Raw genomic sequence first — 18,787 nt, 5'->3', positions numbered from 1 at the left:
ACTGCTGCTACTGAAAATGTTTGAGTAGAGGGTTGTCATGGCTGATTTACTGTTGGGCGTCAATATCGATCATATTGCCACGTTACGTAACGCGCGTGGAACCAACTACCCGGATCCGGTGCAGGCGGCATTTATTGCCGAGCAGGCGGGGGCCGATGGTATCACCGTTCACCTGCGTGAAGATCGCCGTCATATCACCGACCGCGACGTGCGTATCCTGCGTCAAACCATCCAGACACGGATGAATCTGGAAATGGCCGTGACCGATGAAATGCTGGATATCGCCATTGAGCTGAAACCCCACTTCTGTTGCCTGGTGCCGGAAAAGCGTCAGGAAGTGACCACCGAAGGCGGGCTGGACGTGGCCGGGCAGCAGGACAAAATGGCGGTGGCGGTTGAACGTCTGGCACAGGCGGGGATTTTGGTTTCGTTGTTTATCGATGCCGATCATCGCCAGATCGACGCGGCGGTAGCCGTCGGTGCACCTTATATCGAGATCCACACCGGTGCCTATGCTGAAGCGCAGGGCGATCTGGCCATTCAAACCGAACTCAAGCGCATTGCCAAAGCGGCAACCTACGCGGCCAGTAAAGGTCTGAAGGTGAATGCGGGCCACGGTTTGACCTATCATAATGTGCAGCCGATCGCTGCGCTGCCAGAGATGCATGAGCTGAACATCGGCCATGCCATTATCGGCCAGGCGGTGATGAACGGCTTACCGGCTGCGGTGGCGGATATGAAACTGCTGATGCGGGAAGCGCGTCGCTAATGGCGGTACTGGGCTTGGGGACTGACATCGTAGAGATGGCACGCATCGAAGCGGTGGTGGAACGCAGTGGCGACCGTCTGGCTCGTCGGGTGTTGAGCTCGGCGGAATGGGAAGTGTATCAGCAACATCAGCAGCCGGTACGCTTCCTGGCGAAACGCTTTGCGGTTAAAGAGGCTGCCGCCAAGGCGTTCGGCACCGGTATTCGCAACGGCCTGGCGTTCAATCAGTTCGAAGTGTTCAATGATGGGCTGGGGAAACCTAATATCCGCCTGCATGGACGCGCCGCTGAACTGGCGCAGGAGATGGGGGTGACGTCGATCCACGTTTCTCTCGCCGATGAGCGTCGCTATGCCTGTGCCACGGTGATTATCGAAGGGTGACATTTCCCCTCTCTCCAATATGAAGAGGGGGCTGGCACAGTACTGGAGTCAGGTATCTGCGTAGGGGCGCCGCATGCTGCGCCCGTTAATTATGTAGCACATTCATTCCCCTCATCCTGTGGGAGAGGGTTAGTGGCGTTACAGGCTATCGGCGTGATGTAGCACGACAAACTTGTCCCACAGCTGTTCCTGGTTTTCTGTGTGCTGCGGATCGGTAATGATGGTGTTATCGATCGGGCACACCTGCTGGCAGGTTGGGGTTTCGTAATGCCCCACGCATTCAGTGCAGCGATTGGCATCGATCTGGTAAATCTCATCCCCCATCGAAATCGCCTGGTTCGGGCATTCCGGCTCGCACATATCGCAGTTGATACATTTGCGTGTGATTAGCAGGGCCATGGCAACTCTCTCATTATTTACAGGGGCATTTTGCGGAGCGCAGATTATACGCCTTACACCATCTTTTTCACTAACTGTTCGCTCCGGCGGAGGCGATCGCGAGCAAGATCGTGTTGGATCAACGCCATAAACAGCAGATCGGTCAGGGCGAACTGCGCCGTGCTGGAAGAGATCGCGGTGCTGTGGATATTGGGTTCTTCCGCAATCGTATACAGGCTGTGATCGGCGCGCTGTTGCAAGCCGTTGGGAGAGAAGCTGGTCAGCGCCAACACTCTGGCCCCGGCAATGCGTGCTTCTTCGGCGGCCAGGTTGATCTCACGCCGCTCACCACTAAATGAAATTGCCAGCAGCAGGTCTTCTTTGCTCATCGCCTGTATGGTGGCCAACTGAACGTACATATCTGCCTCCGCCACCGCCATCACCCCAATTTTCATCAGCTTGAAGGCAAAATCTTTGGCCACCAGCCCGGAAGCACCAATGCCAACCAAGATCACCCGCCGTGCTGTACGTATCATCTCCAGGGCGGTATGCAGTCGTTGTTCGCTGTTGATATCCAGCGTGGCTCGCAATGCAGCCTGCTTTTCCACCAGCAGCTTCTCACCGACGGCCTTGAGCGGATCGCTGCTCAGGATTTGGTTATGCACGGTTACCACTGGCTCCACCTGTGGCTGGGCCAGTGTCTCTCCCAACGCTTGTTTTAGCGCTGGGAAGCCCTTATATCCAAGCTTCTGGGAGAATTTGACGACGCTTGATTGGCTGACACCGGCCAACTGAGCCAGCTTTGGTGAACTGAGGTGGCTGACCTGCTCAGCGTTGTTCAGCAGGAAGTTTGCCAGCTTGCGATCGTTTTGCGCCAGCGTAGGGTATATCTGACGAATGCGAAGAAGGGTACTCATAAGTGTTTTCCTTTGAGCCAGCCAGCATTCTGCCACGCCAGTGGGCAAAACGCGCAGTGATAATTTTGTGAGATCGGGTAAGGTGGTGGTGTATCACCGGACGCCGCTTAATATGGATCAACGATCCTGAGGAGTAACGCTTGACTGACAAACCGGTTGCACAGGCCCAGCGCGTAGTGTTTTTCGATCTGGACGGCACTTTGCACCAGGAAGACATGTTTGGCAGTTTCCTGCGCTATTTGCTACGACATCTGCCGCTGAACCTGGTGCTGGTCGTACCGCTGTTGCCCATTATCGGATTGGGCATGTTGATCGGTGGGCGCGCGACGCGTTGGCCCATGAGCCTGCTATTGTGGGCAATGACCTTTGGCCGTTCGGAGGCCCGGCTGAAAGCGCTGGAGGCGAAATTTGTCGACTATTTTCGCCGTAAGGTTACCGCGTTTCCGGTGGTGCAGATGCGTCTGCGCCAATATCTGGATGCCCAGGATGCTCAGGTCTGGCTGATCACCGGTTCGCCGGAGCGGCTGGTGGAGCAGGTTTATCGGGACTCGGCGTTCTTGCCACGGGTACGGCTGGTCGGTAGCCGCATTGAGCGTCGCAACGGGGGATGGGTATTGCCCATGCGCTGTCTTGGCGTGCAAAAGGTGGTGCAGCTGGAGCAGCGTCTTGGTGTGCCATTGAAACTGTTTAGTGGCTACAGCGACAGCAAGCAGGATAACCCCTTGCTCTATTTTTGCGAGCATCGCTGGCGGGTGGGTAAAGAAGGCGAGTTACAACAGTTGGATTAAGTAGCGGCTCCCTCCAACAAAGAGGGAGCCTGCAGGCGGTTACATCGCCGCTTTAAAGATCGCCACGATCTGCTCATGGCTGGCCTGGATTGGATTGGTGAATCCACAGGCATCGTTCAGGGCGTTAGTCGCTAACGTTGCAAAGTCTTCTTCCTTGACCTGCAGATCGCGTAAACCGGCAGGTATGCCCACATCCTTCGCCAGTTGACGAATGGCGGCGATACAAGCGGCAGCGCCTTGCTCATCGTTAAGGCCAGCAACATTTACCCCCATCGCAGCGGCAATATCTTTCAGACGGCCTGCGGCAACCTGAGTATTGAACTCCTGCACGTGCGGCAGCAGCACGGCGTTACAGACGCCATGCGGCAGGTTGTAGAAGCCACCCAACTGGTGTGCCATCGCATGCACGTAACCCAATGAAGCGTTATTAAAGGCCATACCGGCCAGGAACTGGGCATAGGCCATGTTCTCACGCGCCTGCATGTTTTGCCCATCGTTGACCGCATCGCGTAACGACTCGGCAATCATGGTGGCGGCTTTCAGCGCACAGGCATCGGTGATTGGGTTGGCGGCGCTGGAGACATAGGCTTCGATAGCGTGGGTCAGGGCATCCATACCGGTGGCGGCGGTCAGGCCTTTTGGCATACCGGCCATCAGATGAGGATCGTTGACCGACAGGATCGGGGTAACGTGCTTATCGACAATGGCCATTTTGATGTGGCGCGCTTCGTCGGTAATGATACAAAAACGCGTCATTTCCGAAGCGGTGCCTGCGGTAGTGTTGATGGCGACTACCGGCAGTTGCGGCTTGGCGGAGCGATCCACCCCTTCATAGTCTTTGATTTCCCCGCCGTTGGCGGCAACCAGAGCAATCCCTTTCGCACAGTCATGCGGTGAACCACCGCCCAGAGAGACGACACAGTCGCAGTGATGTTCGCGCAACAGTGCCAGACCCTGCTTCACGTTTTCCGTGGTCGGGTTGGGATGCGTGCCGTCATAGACGCAGCTTTCAATGTTCTGTGCCGCTAACAGGGCTTGTACCTGAGCCACGACGCCAATGCCGTTCAGAACCTTGTCGGTTACGATCAGGGCGTGACGCAGACCATGCTCTTGCATGGTTTTTGCCGCGTCTTCCAGGCAACCGGAACCAATCATGTTGATGGAAGGGATAAAGAATGTTGAGGCAGCCATAACCTACTCCTTATAAAGGCTTTTCGCGTGAGGTAAACCTTACTGCGCTAATGCTTAAGGGAATATGATCTATCACAATTTAGCTAGGAAAAATTTGCTTAATTTTACAGCTTGATTTTACAGCGATTTATAACATTTTTCTGAAATCATAAGGAGTGAGTAAAATTTAATCATCACTAATAGTGATGTTATGGGTTTGTTGGTGGAGTTTTAAGCGGCCGACAGTCATGGTCGGTTATCGGTTTTTCAAGCTTATTTGCAGCAACATGGCCGAGTGGCTGCGGCAAAAGGAGCTACTGTGTATAATGCCCGCCGCGATGCGCACGAGGATTGATGTGGTGAATGAATATAATGACGAGTATTGGATGCGTCAGGCGTTAAGCCTGGCTCTGCGTGCGCAGGAAGAAGGTGAGGTGCCGGTCGGTGCGCTGCTGGTGCTGGACAATCAGGTGATTGGCGAAGGTTGGAACCGACCGATTGGCCGCCACGATCCCACTGCCCATGCTGAAATCATGGCGCTGCGGCAGGGGGGGGCGGTATTACAGAATTACCGCCTGCTGAATGCCACGCTGTATGTCACCCTGGAGCCTTGCGTAATGTGTGCCGGGGCCATGGTGCATAGCCGCATCCGTCGTTTGGTTTACGGCGCGGCCGATGAAAAAACCGGGGCGGTCGGTTCGCTGGTGGATATTCTGCGCCATCCGGGTATGAATCATCAGGTAGAGATCGTGTCGGGGGTATTGGCTGAAGAGTGCGCCGCTACCCTCAGCAACTTTTTCCGTATGCGGCGCGATCAGAAAAAAGCACTGAAGTTGGCACAGCGGGCTGGCAAAGACCCGCAATAATCACTGGGCAAGCGCCAGCTTGGCCTCGACGGCCGGATAGCCTTGCGCCAGTTCGGCCTGTTTCATCGCCTCTGCCGCCTTCTTCTCTTTTTCCAACAGATAACCCACCAGGCTGACCTGATAACGACGGATGTTCTCCACGTAGTTATAAGCTTCGCGGCCACGGGCATAGCCATAGGTGAGTGACGGGTAGTAGCGCTTCTGGCTAAGCATCGGCAGGCGCTGTTTCACATCGACCCAACTATCGGGATTGCCTTGCTGGTTTTTGGTGAGTTTACGTGCGTCCAGCATATGGCCCCAGCCCATGTTATAGGCGGCCAGTGCGAACCAGATCCGCTCATCTTCCGGCACCGTGTCTGGCACCTTATCCATCAGACGTTGCAGATACAGCGCCCCGCCTTGAATACTCTGTTCCGGATCGAGCCTGTCGGTGACGCCCAGGCCATCGGCAGTGGCCCTGGTCAGCATCATCAGCCCACGGACGCCGGTAGGGGAGGTGGCCTGCGGGTTCCAGTGGGATTCCTGGTAGGCAATGGCGGCCAGCAGCTTCCAGTCAATCTCGCTGGCGTACTTTTCAAACAGCGAGCGGAAAGTGGGCAACACCGAGTCGATGGCGGACAGGAAAGTCTTGGTATCGACGTAGTCAAAACTGCCCACGTGCCCCAGATATTTCTCCTCCAACCGCGCTAGCGTACCGTCTTCTACTCTCTGGCTATAAAAATCCAGCAGCGCTGCGTACAGGCTATCGTCGTTGCTGCGCTTCAGGTACCAGGTCACCGGCTCTTCATCGGTAATGTCAAACGCGACGGCCAGTTGTGGATGGATACGCTGTAACAGAGCAATGGTGACGGAATCCCCAATGGTGTAATCCAGCTTGCCATCGGCCACCTGCTCCAGCAGCTCTTTAGAGGTCTGATCGCTTGACGCTTCCCAACTGAGGTCGGGGTATTTGCTTTGCTTGAGCTGCTTTAGCGTGCTGACGTGCGCCGAGCCGGAGGCCACAGCCAGTTTGCCTTTGATATCGGCAAAGGTTTTTGGCCGCGTGGTGCCCAGCCGGTAAACCAACTGTTGGGAAACGGAATAATACGCCGGGCCGGTGCTGGCACGGCTGAGGCGATCCGAGTTGTAGATCAACCCGGCGGCGAGCAGATCGGCATTGTCATCATCCAGATCGTCAAACAGGTCGTTGATATTCTGGTGCGGGATCACCACCAGCTTGACCCCCAGGTAGTTGGCAAAGCTTTTGGCCAATTCGTAGTCAAGGCCACTCGGCCCCTGCGGAGTCGTGAAATAGGTTAGCGGTGAATTTAACGTGCTGACACGCAGTTCGCCCCGCGATTTGATCGCCTCGAGTTGGCCTCCTTCCCCAGCACGCCAGGCGATATTGGGCCACAGGGCAAGCGCCAGCAGCAAGGCCACAACACCGATCAGAATGTAATTTACTTTTAGGCGTTTCAAATAGTTATCTCAAATAGATGCACACTTTATGTTGACCGCAATAAGGTTTTTTTCATGGTTAAATCACCAGTGCCGGGGCATTTTGCGCAACATTACGCCAGCGCGCAACTTTATTGATACGTTATGAAGATCCGGCTGCCGAAAAAGCTTTTATCAATAATAGCTACGCAAACGGTTTCGTCGGCGGCGCGGATTCTCTATAATGGCGCGCGTTTTCCCCTGTTGCGCCCAATGAAGTGCTGAACCCAGTTGCTTCGAAGACGAGAGAACTTTGATTATGGAAATACTGCGTGGTTCGCCCGCTTTGTCGGCTTTTCGTATTACCAAACTACTGTCCCGCTGCCAGGATGCCCAACTCCCGATCGGCGATATCTATGCCGAGTACGTTCACTTTGCCGATGTCAGCGCACCGTTAAGCGCCGAAGAGCAGGCCAAGCTGCAACGGTTGCTCAAATACGGCCCTTCTCTCGCTGAACATGCTCCGCAAGGCCGCCTGCTGTTGGTCACGCCGCGTCCGGGTACCATTTCGCCTTGGTCTTCCAAAGCCACCGATATCGCCCATAACTGTGGTCTGACGCAGGTGATCCGTCTTGAGCGTGGCCTGGCATTTTATGTCACTGCGTCGACGCTGACCGAAGTCCAGTGGCAACAGCTTGCCACCCTGCTGCACGATCGCATGATGGAAACGGTGTTCAGCGAGCTGCAACAGGCAGAAAAACTGTTCTCTCATCATCAACCTGCCCCGTATCAGACGGTAGATATCCTGGCGCAGGGCCGCAGCGCGCTGGAACAGGCCAACACCAAACTTGGGCTGGCGCTGGCACAGGATGAGATCGACTACCTGCTGGCTGCCTTTAGCGAGTTGGGGCGCAACCCAACGGATATTGAGCTGTATATGTTCGCTCAGGCCAACTCCGAACATTGCCGCCACAAGATTTTCAATGCCGACTGGATCATCGACGGCGAACAGCAGCCGAAGTCGCTGTTCAAAATGATCAAAAACACCTTTGAGCAGACGCCGGACTACGTCCTTTCTGCTTATAAAGACAACGCAGCGGTGATGGAGGGCTCACAGGTTGGGCGTTTCTTTGCCGAGCCGCAAAGCGGTCTGTATGACTATCATCAGGAAGAGGCACATATCCTGATGAAGGTGGAAACGCACAACCATCCAACGGCGATCTCGCCTTGGCCAGGTGCGGCGACGGGGTCTGGCGGTGAGATCCGCGACGAAGGTGCCACGGGTCGAGGCGCGAAGCCGAAAGCCGGCCTGGTCGGATTCTCGGTTTCCAACCTGCGTATTCCGGGCTTTGAACAGCCTTGGGAGCAGGATTTTGGCAAACCGGATCGCATCGTCACCGCGCTGGATATCATGACCGAAGGCCCATTGGGTGGCGCGGCGTTCAACAACGAATTTGGTCGTCCGGCGCTGGTCGGTTACTTCCGCACCTATGAAGAACGCGTCAACAGCCATAACGGCGTTGAGCTGCGTGGCTACCATAAGCCGATCATGTTGGCTGGTGGCCTGGGTAATATCCGCGCCGACCACGTGCAAAAAGGTGAAATCACCGTAGGTGCCAAGCTGGTGGTGCTTGGTGGCCCAGCGATGAACATCGGTTTGGGCGGCGGGGCTGCTTCATCAATGGCTTCTGGCCAGTCTGACGCCGATCTCGATTTTGCTTCGGTACAGCGTGATAACCCGGAAATGGAACGCCGCTGTCAGGAAGTCATCGACCGCTGCTGGCAGATGGGCGAGAGCAACCCGATCCTGTTTATTCACGATGTGGGAGCGGGTGGCCTGTCGAACGCGATGCCAGAACTGGTTAGTGATGGTGGCCGTGGTGGCCGTTTCGAATTGCGTGACATTCTGAACGACGAGCCGGGCATGAGCCCGCTGGAAGTCTGGTGTAACGAATCCCAAGAGCGCTATGTGATGGCGGTAGCGCCTGAGCAGATGGCGACCTTTGAAGAGATCTGCCGCCGTGAGCGCGCCCCTTTTGCGGTGATTGGCGAAGCGACGGAAGAGCTGCATTTGACGCTTAACGATCGTCACTTTGACAATCAGCCGATCGACATGCCGCTGGAAGTGCTGCTGGGCAAAACGCCAAAAATGACTCGCGACGTGAAACGTCAACAGGCAAGTGGCGAAGTGTTGCAGCGTGCCGGTATCACCATTGCCGATGCGGTCAAGCGTGTGCTGCATCTGCCAGCTGTAGCGGAGAAAACCTTCCTGATCACCATTGGTGACCGTACCGTCACCGGCATGGTTGCACGCGATCAGATGGTTGGCCCGTGGCAAATCCCGGTTGCCGACTGTGCGGTCACCACCGCCAGCCTGGACAGCTATTATGCCGAAGCTATGTCGATTGGTGAGCGTGCTCCCGTCGCCTTGCTGGACTTTGCCGCCTCTGGCCGCCTGGCGGTTGGAGAAGCGCTGACCAACCTGGCAGCAGTGGAAATTGGTTCGCTCAAGCGAGTGAAACTTTCCGCCAACTGGATGGCCGCGGCGGGTCACCCAGGGGAAGATGCCGGCTTGTATGAAGCGGTGAAGGCGGTAGGCGAAGAACTTTGCCCTGCATTGGGTATCACTATTCCGGTGGGCAAAGACTCCATGTCGATGAAAACCTGCTGGCAGGAAGGCAATGAACAACGGGAAATGACGTCACCGCTGTCGCTGGTGATCACCGCGTTTGCCCGCGTCGAAGATGTGCGCCACACCGTGACGCCGCAACTGCGTACCGATAAGGGTGATAGTGCACTGTTACTGATCGATCTGGGCAATGGCCACAATGCCTTGGGCGCAACGGCGCTGGCCCAGGTCTATCGTCAACTGGGTGACAAGCCAGCGGATGTGCGCAACGTGGAGCAACTGGCCGGTTTCTTCAACGCGATGCAGCAACTGGTTGCTGATGGGGCGCTGTTGGCCTATCACGACCGTTCCGATGGCGGCCTGTTGGTTACCTTGGCCGAGATGGCGTTTGCTGGCCATTGCGGCGTAGAAGTGGATATTCAGGCGCTGGGTACTGACGCTTTGGCTGCCTTGTTCAACGAAGAGCTGGGGGCGGTGATCCAGGTGCCAGCCGCGCAGTTGGCTGCCGTACAGCAAGTGTTTGCCCAACATGGCCTGACGGATAACGTACATCATCTCGGCCAGGCGCTGAATGGCGATCGTTTTGTTATCACCAGCGCTGGTAAACCGGTGTACAGCGAAAGCCGCAGCACCCTGCGTACCTGGTGGGCTGAAACCACCTGGCAGATGCAGCGCCTGCGGGATAACCCGGAGTGTGCCGATCAGGAGCATCAGGCCAAGCAGGATGAACGCGATCCGGGTCTGAACGTCAAGCTGACCTTCGCAACGGATGACGACATCGCGGCACCATATATCGCCAAGGGCGCACGTCCTAAGGTGGCGGTATTGCGTGAGCAAGGCGTTAACTCCCACGTTGAGATGGCGGCGGCGTTCCACCGTGCCGGTTTCGATGCGGTTGACGTGCACATGAGCGATCTGCTGGCTGGCCGTCGCGATCTGCAAGAGTTCCACACGTTGGTGGCTTGTGGTGGCTTCTCCTACGGCGACGTATTGGGCGCGGGAGAAGGCTGGGCGAAATCGATTCTGTTCAACGAGCGCGTACGCGATGAGTTTGCTGATTTCTTCCATCGTCCACAGACTTTGGCGCTGGGCGTTTGCAACGGTTGTCAGATGATGTCCAACCTGCGTGAACTGATCCCGGGGGCGGAACATTGGCCGCGCTTTGTGCGCAACCTGTCGGATCGCTTCGAGGCGCGCTTCAGCCTGGTGGAAGTTGCCAGCAGTCCGTCGCTGTTTATGCAGGGTATGGCCGGCTCGCGGATGCCAATTGCGGTTTCTCATGGTGAAGGCCATGTGGAAGTGCGTGATGCCGCGCATCTGGCGGCGCTGGAACATCATGGCCTGGTGGCGTTGCGCTTTGTCGATAATCATGGCCAGGTGACCGAAGCCTATCCTGCCAACCCGAATGGCTCCCCGAACGGCATTACGGCGGTGACCAGCAGCAATGGCCGCGCCACCGTCATGATGCCGCATCCTGAACGCGTATTCCGTACCGTCAGTAACTCCTGGCATCCAGAGGAGTGGGGCGAGGATAGCCCTTGGGTGCGCATGTTCCGCAACGCTCGCAAGCAACTGGGGTGATTTGACCTGAAGTTGATGTCTATTTTACTGGGGCACCTTGTGGGTGCCCTTTTTTATTTCTTTATTTTTTAATTGGTTAGTGTCTATGTCGGTGTTTTGAGACAAACGCTATATTGCATGTCTCTAAAAAGTGACATTTAACTCGTTGATTTTTATGGTAGTTAAAACGTTTGAATTAAGTTGTCGTGATTTGACGACGGTAAGGCGGATTATTGCCCATAGGCAGCCGAGTTAGTTAAGGGGAATAAACTGCTTTAAAATTAATTTATGTTATAAATCAGTAAATTGAAAATTTAATTATAAAGTTGGCACGGATGGTGCATTATGTCTATCAGTTGCTCATTCACCTTTTTATGATTGGCCACGTCTTAGACGGAACAGCGCCTCATAAGCCTCCGAATGATGCCTAAGAAATGGTGCCTATCGTCCAACCAAACCGATAACAGACGCGCAAGCGACTTTATCAAGCATCGGGCGACACGTGGAGTGAGGCACCGCCTAGTATCCAACTGTGATGAAGTGTTCATCAACTCCGGATACTTTTTGGATGCTATTCGTCCCAATCAGATGCCAGCCATGCGCTACATCACCTGGGGACGAGGAGTAAGGGCATCCACATATTCCTTGCGATGGGGCATCATGCCCCAGCGTCAAATCAAAACCGCATTGCCTTCGTTGTTTCCTCTATACGTTTTCAAAACCTATCAGTTTCCTCTTTTGGGGATAACGCTTTTTGGCGATCCAGCCGGTATTTTCCCCTCACCCCAACCCTCTCCCAAAGGACGAGGGAGCTGTCCGGAGCCGTGTTCAGGTAATGCGTAGTGGCGCTGCATGCTGCGCCCGTGTTGAGGTCAGGTACGGGAGCAAAATTATAGCACGTACGGTCCCCTCTCCTTGTGGGAGAGGGTTAGGGTGAGGGGCCGGTTTTTACTTATCCGCATATCATTAATCCTCTGTCGGGCTTTTCTCTCCCTGGATAGTCGGTTAGCATCGGGGCAGACTAGAGATACTGAGATGATTTCTTTGAAAAGATGGCGTCTATTCCCACGCTCGTTGCGCCAATTGGTCGTGATGGCGTTCCTGCTGGTACTGTTACCGCTGTTGGTATTGGCTTATCAGGCATACCAAAGCCTGGATCATCTCAGCGCACAGGCAGCGGATATCAACCGCACGACGCTGGTGGATGCCCGGCGCAGTGAGGCCATGACCAGCGTCGCGCTGGAAATGGAGCGCAGCTATCGCCAGTATTGCGTACTGGTCGATCCCACTCTGGAGCGTTTATACCAGAATCAGCGCAAGCAATATTCACAGATGCTGGATGCCCACGCGCCGATCCTGCCGGACGAACGCTACTACCAGACGCTGCGCGCCCTGCTGACCCAGCTTGCCACCATCAAGTGCCAGAGCAGCGGGCCGGACAAGGACGCTTCCCTGCTGTTAGAGTCTTTTTCACGTTCTAATGCCGAAATGGTGCAGGCCACTCGCACCGTGGTGTATTCCCGTGGCCAGCAGTTGCAACAGGCCATCGCCGAGCGCGGCCAATACTTTGGCTGGCAGGCGCTGTTGCTGTTCCTGGTCAGTGTGCTGTTGGTGGTGCTGTTTACCCGCATGATTATCGGGCCAGTCAAGGCTGTTGAGCGTATGATTAACCGCCTGGGGGAAGGGCGGCCGATCGGTATGACTGCGTCCTTTAAAGGCCCGCGCGAACTGCGTTCCCTGGCCCAGCGCATTATCTGGTTGAGCGAACGTCTGGCCTGGCTGGAATCGCAGCGCCATGAGTTTTTGCGCCACATCTCCCATGAGCTGAAAACGCCGTTGGCCAGTATGCGTGAAGGCACCGAGCTGTTGGCGGATGGCGTGGCAGGCCCGCTCACCTCCGATCAGAAAGAGGTGGTGGCGATCCTCGATCAGAGCAGCCGCCATCTGCAATTGCTGATTGAGCAGTTGCTGGATTACAACCGCAAACTGGCGGATGGCCCGTCGGAGCATGAGAACGTCGAGCTGGAAGAACTGGTGGATATGGTGGTCGCCGCCCACAGTTTGCCAGCGCGTGCCAAAATGATCCGCACCGAAGTCAAACTTGAGGCGGAAATCTGCTGGGCAGAGCCTACGCTATTAATGCGTGTACTGGATAATCTCTACTCCAATGCGGTGCACTACGGCAAGGAATCCGGTAACATTTGGATCCGCAGCCGCCAGGTCGGCCAACGGGTACAGATTGACGTCGCCAATACCGGCAGCGCCATCCCGGAAGCGGAACAAACCATGATTTTTGAGCCTTTTTTCCAGGGGAGTCACCAGCGAAAAGGGGCTGTTAAAGGAAGCGGGCTGGGTCTCAGCATCGCGCAAGACTGCATTCGCCGTATGCGTGGCGAATTGAAATTGGTCAAACTGGCCGATGCCGACGTCTGCTTCCGTATCGAATTGCCATTAACCGCCGAGAATGAATAAATAATGTACAAAGGGTCTCATCGCGCTTATCAATCGCAGACCGAAGGTTCACCGCGTGTCTCTTATCGCGCACCGCTCGGCAAACATTCGCTTTCTTTTTTGGGCAGCATTCTTTTTGCCCCGTTTCTGCTGATCGGCTGTGTCGATCGCGCCGTTAGTAGCGGCCCGGCTCAGCAGCAACAGGAAGCGATCCCAGACACCAAGGTGGTGGATTACCGCATTGCGCCGTGCGATACGCTATGGCAGCTTGACGAAAAAGAAGCCTTGGAAAACTCACTCTATTGGCTGAGGGCGATGGATTGCGCCGATCGTATTGGTTCCACGCAGGCAAGAGCATTGGCCAAGACTCTGCCGGGCAGCAATTGGCAGAACGTGTTCAAGCAAAGTATTTTGCTGGGCAGCGCTGAGCCTACCTCGAGCGAGCGTCGCCAGATCATCGATCGCTTGAACAGCTACCGCCTGGAATTCCCGCCATCGCTGCGTCCGTTGCTGCAACTGTGGCGTCAGCAACAGGCATTGCAAGTTAACCTGTTTGATGAGCGGGCGCGTTATCAGCGCCTGCAGGAAAGTTCAGACAGCCAGATCGACTTGCTGCGCCAGAACCAGATCCATCTACAGAGCCAGTTGCAGGATACCTCCCGCAAGCTGGAGAACCTGACCGATATTGAACGCCAGCTCTCGTCACGCAAGCAATTGCAGAGCGAAATCCCGGAAAGCAGTGCGGCCCAGCCTAAAGCAGATGCCAGTGGCAAGCCTGCTGCGCCAGCCAAGGCGGTTGAACCAGCCGAGCCTGCCCCGACGACTGAGACGGGCACCGCTTTGCCGGTAGAACCGGAAGAGACCTACACGCCGCCTGCGGCTAACAAGGAGTCCCCAGCGCAATGACAGCTCGCAAACCGGCCAATCTTTTGTTGGTTGACGACGATCCCAGCCTGCTTAAGCTGCTGGGAATGCGCCTGACCAGCGAAGGTTTTCACGTTACCACGGCGGAAAGCGGCCAAGAAGCCCTGCGTCTGCTGGCCCGCGAAAAGATCGACCTGGTGATCAGCGACCTGCGGATGGATGAAATGGACGGTATGGCGCTGTTTGCCGAAATCCAGAAATACCAGCCGGGGATGCCGGTGATTATTCTGACCGCGCACGGCTCGATCCCTGATGCGGTGGCGGCGACTCAGCAGGGGGTATTCAGCTTCCTGACCAAACCGGTCGATCGCGATGCGCTGTACAAGGCAATCGATGAAGCGCTGTCGCTGTCATCGGTGCCTGCCGGTGATGACAGTTGGCGTGAGGATTTTGTCACCCGTAGTCCGATTATGCTGCGGCTGTTAGAACAGGCGAAAATGGTCGCCCAGTCGGATGTCAGCGTGCTGATCAACGGTCAGAGCGGTACCGGCAAAGAAGTGCTGGCACAGGCGATCCATGCGGCCAGCCCACGGGCCAAGAAGGCTTTTATTGCCATCAACTGCGGCGCGTTGCCAGAGCAACTGCTGGAGTCGGAGCTGTTTGGTCATGCCAAGGGCGCGTTTACCGGTGCTGTCAGCAGCCGCGAAGGCCTATTCCAGGCGGCAGAGGGGGGCACGCTGTTCCTGGATGAGATTGGCGATATGCCGCTCTCGCTACAAGTCAAATTGCTGCGTGTGCTGCAAGAACGCAAGGTTCGCCCACTGGGCAGCAACCGCGATCTGGATATCGACGTACGCATCATTTCCGCTACTCACCGCGATCTCCCCAAGGCGATGGTAAAAAACGAGTTCCGTGAAGATCTCTATTATCGTCTGAACGTGGTTAACCTGAAAATACCCGCGCTCAATGAGCGGGCCGAAGATATCCCGCTGCTGGCCAATCATCTATTGCGTGCATCGGCACTGCGCCACAAACCTTTCGTACGCAGCTTCTCATCCGATGCCATGAAACGCCTGATGACCGCCAGCTGGCCTGGCAACGTGCGCCAACTGGTGAACGTGATCGAGCAGTGTGTGGCCTTGACCACGGCGCCGGTGATCAGCGAAGCGCTGGTCGAGCAGGCACTGGAAGGGGAGAACACGGCGCTGCCGACCTTTGTCGAGGCGCGCAACCAGTTTGAATTACACTATTTACGTAAACTGTTGCAGATCACCAAGGGTAACGTTACCCAGGCCGCGCGAATGGCGGGCCGTAACCGTACTGAGTTCTATAAATTGTTGTCGCGTCATGAACTGGATGCCAACGATTTCAAAGAATGATGTTTTCTTTTCTGAACCTGCATGCGCAGGTTCTCAACAAATAAGCCGGAATGATTTACACTCCGTTTTCTTTGTTGTGGCATGGCAGACCTTAGATATATGAGCAGATCACTTTCCATTGCGTTGGCCCAGCTGAATTTGCTGGTGGGCGATATTGAAGGCAACAGCGAGCGCATGTTGCAAACCGTGCAGGAGCAACAGAAGGCGGGAGCCGATCTGGTCATGTTCAGCGAACTGGCGCTGTCTGGCTATCCGCCGGAAGACCTGCTGTACCGTGATGATTTCTACCAGCGCTGCGATACTCAGCTAAGCCGTTTGCAACAGGCGTCTGCCGATGTGGCGATCCTGGTTGGGCACCCGTGGCGTGAAGATGGCAAGCTGTATAATGCGTTATCCCTGTTCTCCGCAGGTGTTTTGCAGGCGCGTTACTTCAAGCAACAGCTACCGAACTACGGCGTATTCGATGAGAAGCGCTATTTCCATGCGGGCGATAAAACCTGCGTGGTGGAATTGAAAGGTTACCGCCTTGGGTTGCTGATTTGCGAAGACCTGTGGTTCCCTGAACCGGTCGATGCGGCGAAAGCGGCGGGTGCAGAGATCCTGCTGTCGATTAACGCTTCTCCGTATAACCGTGAAAAGCCGTATATCCGTAAAACGCTGATGGCGGGCCATTGCCAGCGTACCGCTCTGCCGCTGGTGTATCTCAACCAGATCGGCGGCCAGGATGAGCTGATTTTCGACGGTTGTTCAAAAGTCTTTGATGCTGCGGGTAATATGACCCATCGCCTGGCGGCCTTCTCCGAGCAGGTTACGCGCGTGGAGTTCAACGGCCTGGAAGTGGTGCCGATGACAGCTCCGGCAGCAGAGTTGCCACAGCTGGCGCAGGTGTATGAGGCGCTGGTGCTGGCGGTACGTGACTATGTGACCAAGAACGGTTTCAAAGGCGCGGTGCTGGGCCTTTCCGGTGGGATCGACTCGGCGCTGACTCTGGCGATTGCCGTGGATGCATTGGGTAAAGACAAGGTACAGGCGTTGATGATGCCGTTCCGCTACACGGCGGATATCAGCATTGCCGATGCCAAGGAAGAGGCCGAAATCCTCGGCATCGAATTTGATATCGTCTCGATTGAACCGATGTTCGACGCCTTTATGGGCCAGCTCGCGCCGATGTTTACCGATACCGCACGGGATACCACCGAAGAAAACCTGCAGGCCCGTTGCCGTGGGGTAGTGCTGATGGCGCTGTCTAACAAACGTGGCAGCATTGTGTTAACTACGGGTAACAAAAGCGAAGTCGCTGTCGGCTATTGCACGCTGTATGGTGATATGGCCGGTGGGTTCGACGTATTGAAAGATGTGCCGAAAACCCTGGTGTTCAAGCTTTCCGAATACCGTAATACCGTTTCCTATGTGATCCCTCAACGGGTGATCGATCGCCCACCGTCTGCCGAACTGGCACCGGATCAGCTCGATCAGGACAGCCTGCCGCCGTATGACATTCTGGATGCCATTCTGGAAGGCTATGTCGAGCGCGATAAATCGGTGGCCGATCTGGTGGCCGAAGGCTTTGAAGAAGCCGTGGTGCGCAAGGTGATCCGTCTGGTTGATATCAACGAATACAAACGCCGTCAGGCCGCCGTTGGGCCGCGCATTACCGCCCGTAACTTTGGCAAAGACCGCCGCTACCCGATCACTTCCGGCTTTGGCCGTAAAAATTGGTAATTAAGGACTAAAAATGAAAAAAATTGACGCGATTATCAAGCCGTTCAAACTGGACGACGTGCGTGAAGCACTGGCCGAAGTGGGCATCACCGGTATGACCGTGACTGAAGTGAAAGGCTTTGGTCGCCAAAAGGGACATACCGAGTTGTATCGTGGTGCCGAGTATATGGTCGACTTCCTGCCAAAGGTGAAGATCGAAATCGTGGTGGCTGACGATATCGTGGATACCTGCGTAGAAACCATCATGCAGACTGCGCAGACCGGTAAAATTGGCGATGGTAAGATCTTTGTCTTCGACGTGGCACGCGTAGTCCGTATCCGTACCGGCGAGCAGGACGAAGAAGCGATTTAATCGCCGATAGAGTCTGGTTTGGTCCTTCCAAAGCGCAGCATGGCTGCGCTTTGTTGTTTTTGTGCGCTCCCTCTCTCTTTGCGTTCTAAAAAAGCGAACGACATCGCGTTTTTAACACATTTCCCGATAGCTGATTGATGAGCATCTACACTCAAACCAACTGTTTTGTTTGAGGTTGCTGCCATGATGACGTTACGCCAAATCCGCCACTTTATTGCCGTTGCCGAAACCGGTTCGATCTCGGCGGGCGCGCAGGCGGTGTTTGTGTCACAGTCTTCGCTGACGCTGGCGATCCAGCAGTTAGAAACCGATATTGGCGTGCGGCTGTTCGAGCGCCACGCCAAAGGAATGAATCTGACCCATCAGGGCCACCAGTTTCTGCGCCAGTCTTACCTGATCCTGGCGACGGTCGATAACGCCAAACGTAGTTTGCAGTTAGGCACCGAAAGCCTGAGCGGCAAACTGACAATCGGCGTCACCAGCCTGGTAGCCGGGTATTTTCTGGTGGAGCTGCTTAAGCGCTTCAAGTCTGCCTACCCCAACGTGACTATCCAGGTGATTGAGGACGAACGGCCTTACATCGAGCATTTGCTGGTCAGCGGTGAGATCGACATTGGGGTGCTGATCCTGTCGAACATTGAAGATCGTGATGCCTTACAGACCGAAGTGTTGATGCACTCCCCTTATCGTCTGTGGCTGCCGCCGCTGCATCCGTTGCTGGAGCACGAAAGCATCGCTCTGGCGGACGTGGCCGGGCAACCGCTGATCCAGCTTAACGTCGATGAGATGGACGTGCATGCCCGGCGCATTTGGGGGCGAGCGGGCCTTAAACCTGAGATTGCGATGAAGACCGCTTCCACTGAAGCGGTGCGGAGCCTGGTAGCAGCGGGTATGGGCATAGCCATCCTGCCGGATATGGCTTACCGCGCCTGGTCGCTGGAGGGCAATATGATCGAAGCGCGCAAGCTGGTGGATTTGCTGGAACCGCTGGATATCGGCCTGGCCTGGCGGCGGGGTAGCGCAAGGCCAGAATTGGTTACGCCATTCCTCACGATTGCGCGGGAGAACAGCAAGAGCAACATGACGGGCCTCAAGCCTTCGATTTAATCGAACGCTGCCTTCAGTATTTAGAATTTGTTGTCCGCA

Annotated in this window: 16 protein-coding genes; 11 read left to right on the top strand and 5 right to left on the bottom strand. The window is 55.7% G+C overall.

The genetic code is table 11. The annotated features are described in order from the left end of the window. The first annotated feature begins 37 nt into the window (after positions 1–37). Both pdxJ and acpS read left to right on the top strand, forming a co-directional pair. Positions 38–769, top strand: a complete 732-nt coding sequence (gene pdxJ, locus U869_RS0105035; RefSeq protein ID WP_025119839.1) for a pyridoxine 5'-phosphate synthase — start codon at positions 38–40, stop codon at positions 767–769. Next, positions 769–1,149, top strand: coding sequence for a holo-ACP synthase (gene acpS / locus U869_RS0105030; protein ID WP_025119838.1), 381 nt, complete (start codon positions 769–771; stop codon positions 1,147–1,149). The genes pdxJ and acpS overlap by 1 nt, the downstream gene beginning before the upstream one ends. Positions 1,150–1,287: 138 nt before the next feature. Here the strand turns inward: acpS and U869_RS0105025 are convergent, their stop codons facing one another. Together U869_RS0105025 and U869_RS0105020 are read right to left on the bottom strand one after the other, a co-directional pair. Further along, the gene (locus tag U869_RS0105025) at positions 1,288–1,548 is read right to left on the bottom strand and encodes a YfhL family 4Fe-4S dicluster ferredoxin (protein ID WP_025119837.1); all 261 of its coding nucleotides are present in this window, start codon (positions 1,546–1,548) and stop codon (positions 1,288–1,290) included. A gap of 53 nt (positions 1,549–1,601) precedes the next feature. Next, positions 1,602–2,444, bottom strand: a complete 843-nt coding sequence (locus tag U869_RS0105020; protein WP_025119836.1) for a MurR/RpiR family transcriptional regulator — start codon at positions 2,442–2,444, stop codon at positions 1,602–1,604. Positions 2,445–2,584: 140 nt separating this feature from the next. On the opposite strand from U869_RS0105020, the gene yfhb reads away from it, so the two are divergent. Beyond that, positions 2,585–3,232 (top strand): phosphatidylglycerophosphatase C, encoded by a 648-nt coding sequence (yfhb, locus tag U869_RS0105015; protein WP_025119835.1) that lies wholly within the window; start codon positions 2,585–2,587, stop codon positions 3,230–3,232. Positions 3,233–3,271: 39 nt separating this feature from the next. On the opposite strand, the gene yiaY is transcribed toward yfhb, so the two are convergent. Next, positions 3,272–4,423, bottom strand: coding sequence for an L-threonine dehydrogenase (gene yiaY, locus U869_RS0105010; protein WP_025119834.1), 1,152 nt, complete (start codon positions 4,421–4,423; stop codon positions 3,272–3,274). Positions 4,424–4,761: 338 nt separating this feature from the next. Between yiaY and tadA the strand changes: the two genes are divergently transcribed. Next, positions 4,762–5,268 (top strand): tRNA adenosine(34) deaminase TadA, encoded by a 507-nt coding sequence (tadA, locus tag U869_RS0105005; protein WP_025119833.1) that lies wholly within the window; start codon positions 4,762–4,764, stop codon positions 5,266–5,268. Here the strand turns inward: tadA and mltF are convergent, their stop codons facing one another. Next, positions 5,269–6,726: a membrane-bound lytic murein transglycosylase MltF gene (gene mltF, locus U869_RS0105000; protein WP_025119832.1), complete on the bottom strand. Its 1,458-nt coding sequence runs from the start codon at positions 6,724–6,726 to the stop codon at positions 5,269–5,271. Between the two features lie 274 nt (positions 6,727–7,000). On the opposite strand from mltF, the gene purL reads away from it, so the two are divergent. The 6 genes from purL to glnB all read left to right on the top strand — a co-directional run bounded on the left by purL (position 7,001) and on the right by glnB (position 17,641). Then, entirely contained in the window at positions 7,001–10,894 is a 3,894-nt protein-coding gene (gene purL / locus U869_RS0104995; RefSeq protein WP_198530672.1) for a phosphoribosylformylglycinamidine synthase, read from the top strand. Between the two features lie 1,014 nt (positions 10,895–11,908). Next, positions 11,909–13,345, top strand: a complete 1,437-nt coding sequence (locus U869_RS0104990) for a HAMP domain-containing sensor histidine kinase (protein WP_025119830.1) — start codon at positions 11,909–11,911, stop codon at positions 13,343–13,345. Positions 13,346–13,348: 3 nt separating this feature from the next. Beyond that, the gene (qseG, locus tag U869_RS0104985) at positions 13,349–14,230 is read left to right on the top strand and encodes a two-component system QseEF-associated lipoprotein QseG (protein WP_025119829.1); all 882 of its coding nucleotides are present in this window, start codon (positions 13,349–13,351) and stop codon (positions 14,228–14,230) included. Next, the gene (gene glrR, locus U869_RS0104980) at positions 14,227–15,567 is read left to right on the top strand and encodes a two-component system response regulator GlrR (RefSeq protein WP_025119828.1); all 1,341 of its coding nucleotides are present in this window, start codon (positions 14,227–14,229) and stop codon (positions 15,565–15,567) included. The genes qseG and glrR overlap by 4 nt, the downstream gene beginning before the upstream one ends. A 99-nt stretch (positions 15,568–15,666) precedes the next feature. Next, positions 15,667–17,289: an NAD+ synthase gene (locus U869_RS0104975; RefSeq protein ID WP_025119827.1), complete on the top strand. Its 1,623-nt coding sequence runs from the start codon at positions 15,667–15,669 to the stop codon at positions 17,287–17,289. 13 nt (positions 17,290–17,302) lie between these two features. After that, the gene (gene glnB / locus U869_RS0104970; RefSeq protein WP_004847623.1) at positions 17,303–17,641 is read left to right on the top strand and encodes a nitrogen regulatory protein P-II; all 339 of its coding nucleotides are present in this window, start codon (positions 17,303–17,305) and stop codon (positions 17,639–17,641) included. On the opposite strand, the gene U869_RS32125 is transcribed toward glnB, so the two are convergent. Continuing rightward, a complete protein-coding gene (locus U869_RS32125; protein WP_025119826.1) occupies positions 17,638–17,826 on the bottom strand; it encodes a hypothetical protein in 189 nt (62 codons plus the stop codon). The two genes, glnB and U869_RS32125, sit on opposite strands and share 4 nt — an antisense overlap. On the opposite strand from U869_RS32125, the gene U869_RS0104965 reads away from it, so the two are divergent. Then, positions 17,825–18,748 (top strand): LysR substrate-binding domain-containing protein, encoded by a 924-nt coding sequence (locus tag U869_RS0104965; protein WP_025119825.1) that lies wholly within the window; start codon positions 17,825–17,827, stop codon positions 18,746–18,748. The genes U869_RS32125 and U869_RS0104965 overlap by 2 nt on opposite strands. Positions 18,749–18,787 lie beyond the last annotated feature (39 nt).

The organism is Serratia sp. H1w (assembly GCF_000633355.1).
GTDB lineage: Bacteria > Pseudomonadota > Gammaproteobacteria > Enterobacterales > Enterobacteriaceae > Chania.
This window is presented reverse-complemented; position numbering and strand designations above follow the sequence as displayed.

Bases quoted from the DNA above. Each gene is read 5' to 3' on its own strand.
- pdxJ (WP_025119839.1), top strand. From the start codon at position 38: ATGGCTGATTTACTGTTGGGCGTCAATATCGATCATATTGCCACGTTA.
- acpS (WP_025119838.1), top strand. From the start codon at position 769: ATGGCGGTACTGGGCTTGGGGACTGACATCGTAGAGATGGCACGCATC.
- U869_RS0105025 (WP_025119837.1), bottom strand. From the start codon at position 1,548: ATGGCCCTGCTAATCACACGCAAATGTATCAACTGCGATATGTGCGAG.
- U869_RS0105020 (WP_025119836.1), bottom strand. From the start codon at position 2,444: ATGAGTACCCTTCTTCGCATTCGTCAGATATACCCTACGCTGGCGCAA.
- yiaY (WP_025119834.1), bottom strand. From the start codon at position 4,423: ATGGCTGCCTCAACATTCTTTATCCCTTCCATCAACATGATTGGTTCC.
- U869_RS0104990 (WP_025119830.1), top strand. From the start codon at position 11,909: ATGATTTCTTTGAAAAGATGGCGTCTATTCCCACGCTCGTTGCGCCAA.
- qseG (WP_025119829.1), top strand. From the start codon at position 13,349: ATGTACAAAGGGTCTCATCGCGCTTATCAATCGCAGACCGAAGGTTCA.
- glrR (WP_025119828.1), top strand. From the start codon at position 14,227: ATGACAGCTCGCAAACCGGCCAATCTTTTGTTGGTTGACGACGATCCC.
- U869_RS0104975 (WP_025119827.1), top strand. From the start codon at position 15,667: ATGAGCAGATCACTTTCCATTGCGTTGGCCCAGCTGAATTTGCTGGTG.
- glnB (WP_004847623.1), top strand. From the start codon at position 17,303: ATGAAAAAAATTGACGCGATTATCAAGCCGTTCAAACTGGACGACGTG.
- U869_RS0104965 (WP_025119825.1), top strand. From the start codon at position 17,825: ATGATGACGTTACGCCAAATCCGCCACTTTATTGCCGTTGCCGAAACC.
- U869_RS32125 (WP_025119826.1), bottom strand. From the start codon at position 17,826: ATGGCAGCAACCTCAAACAAAACAGTTGGTTTGAGTGTAGATGCTCAT.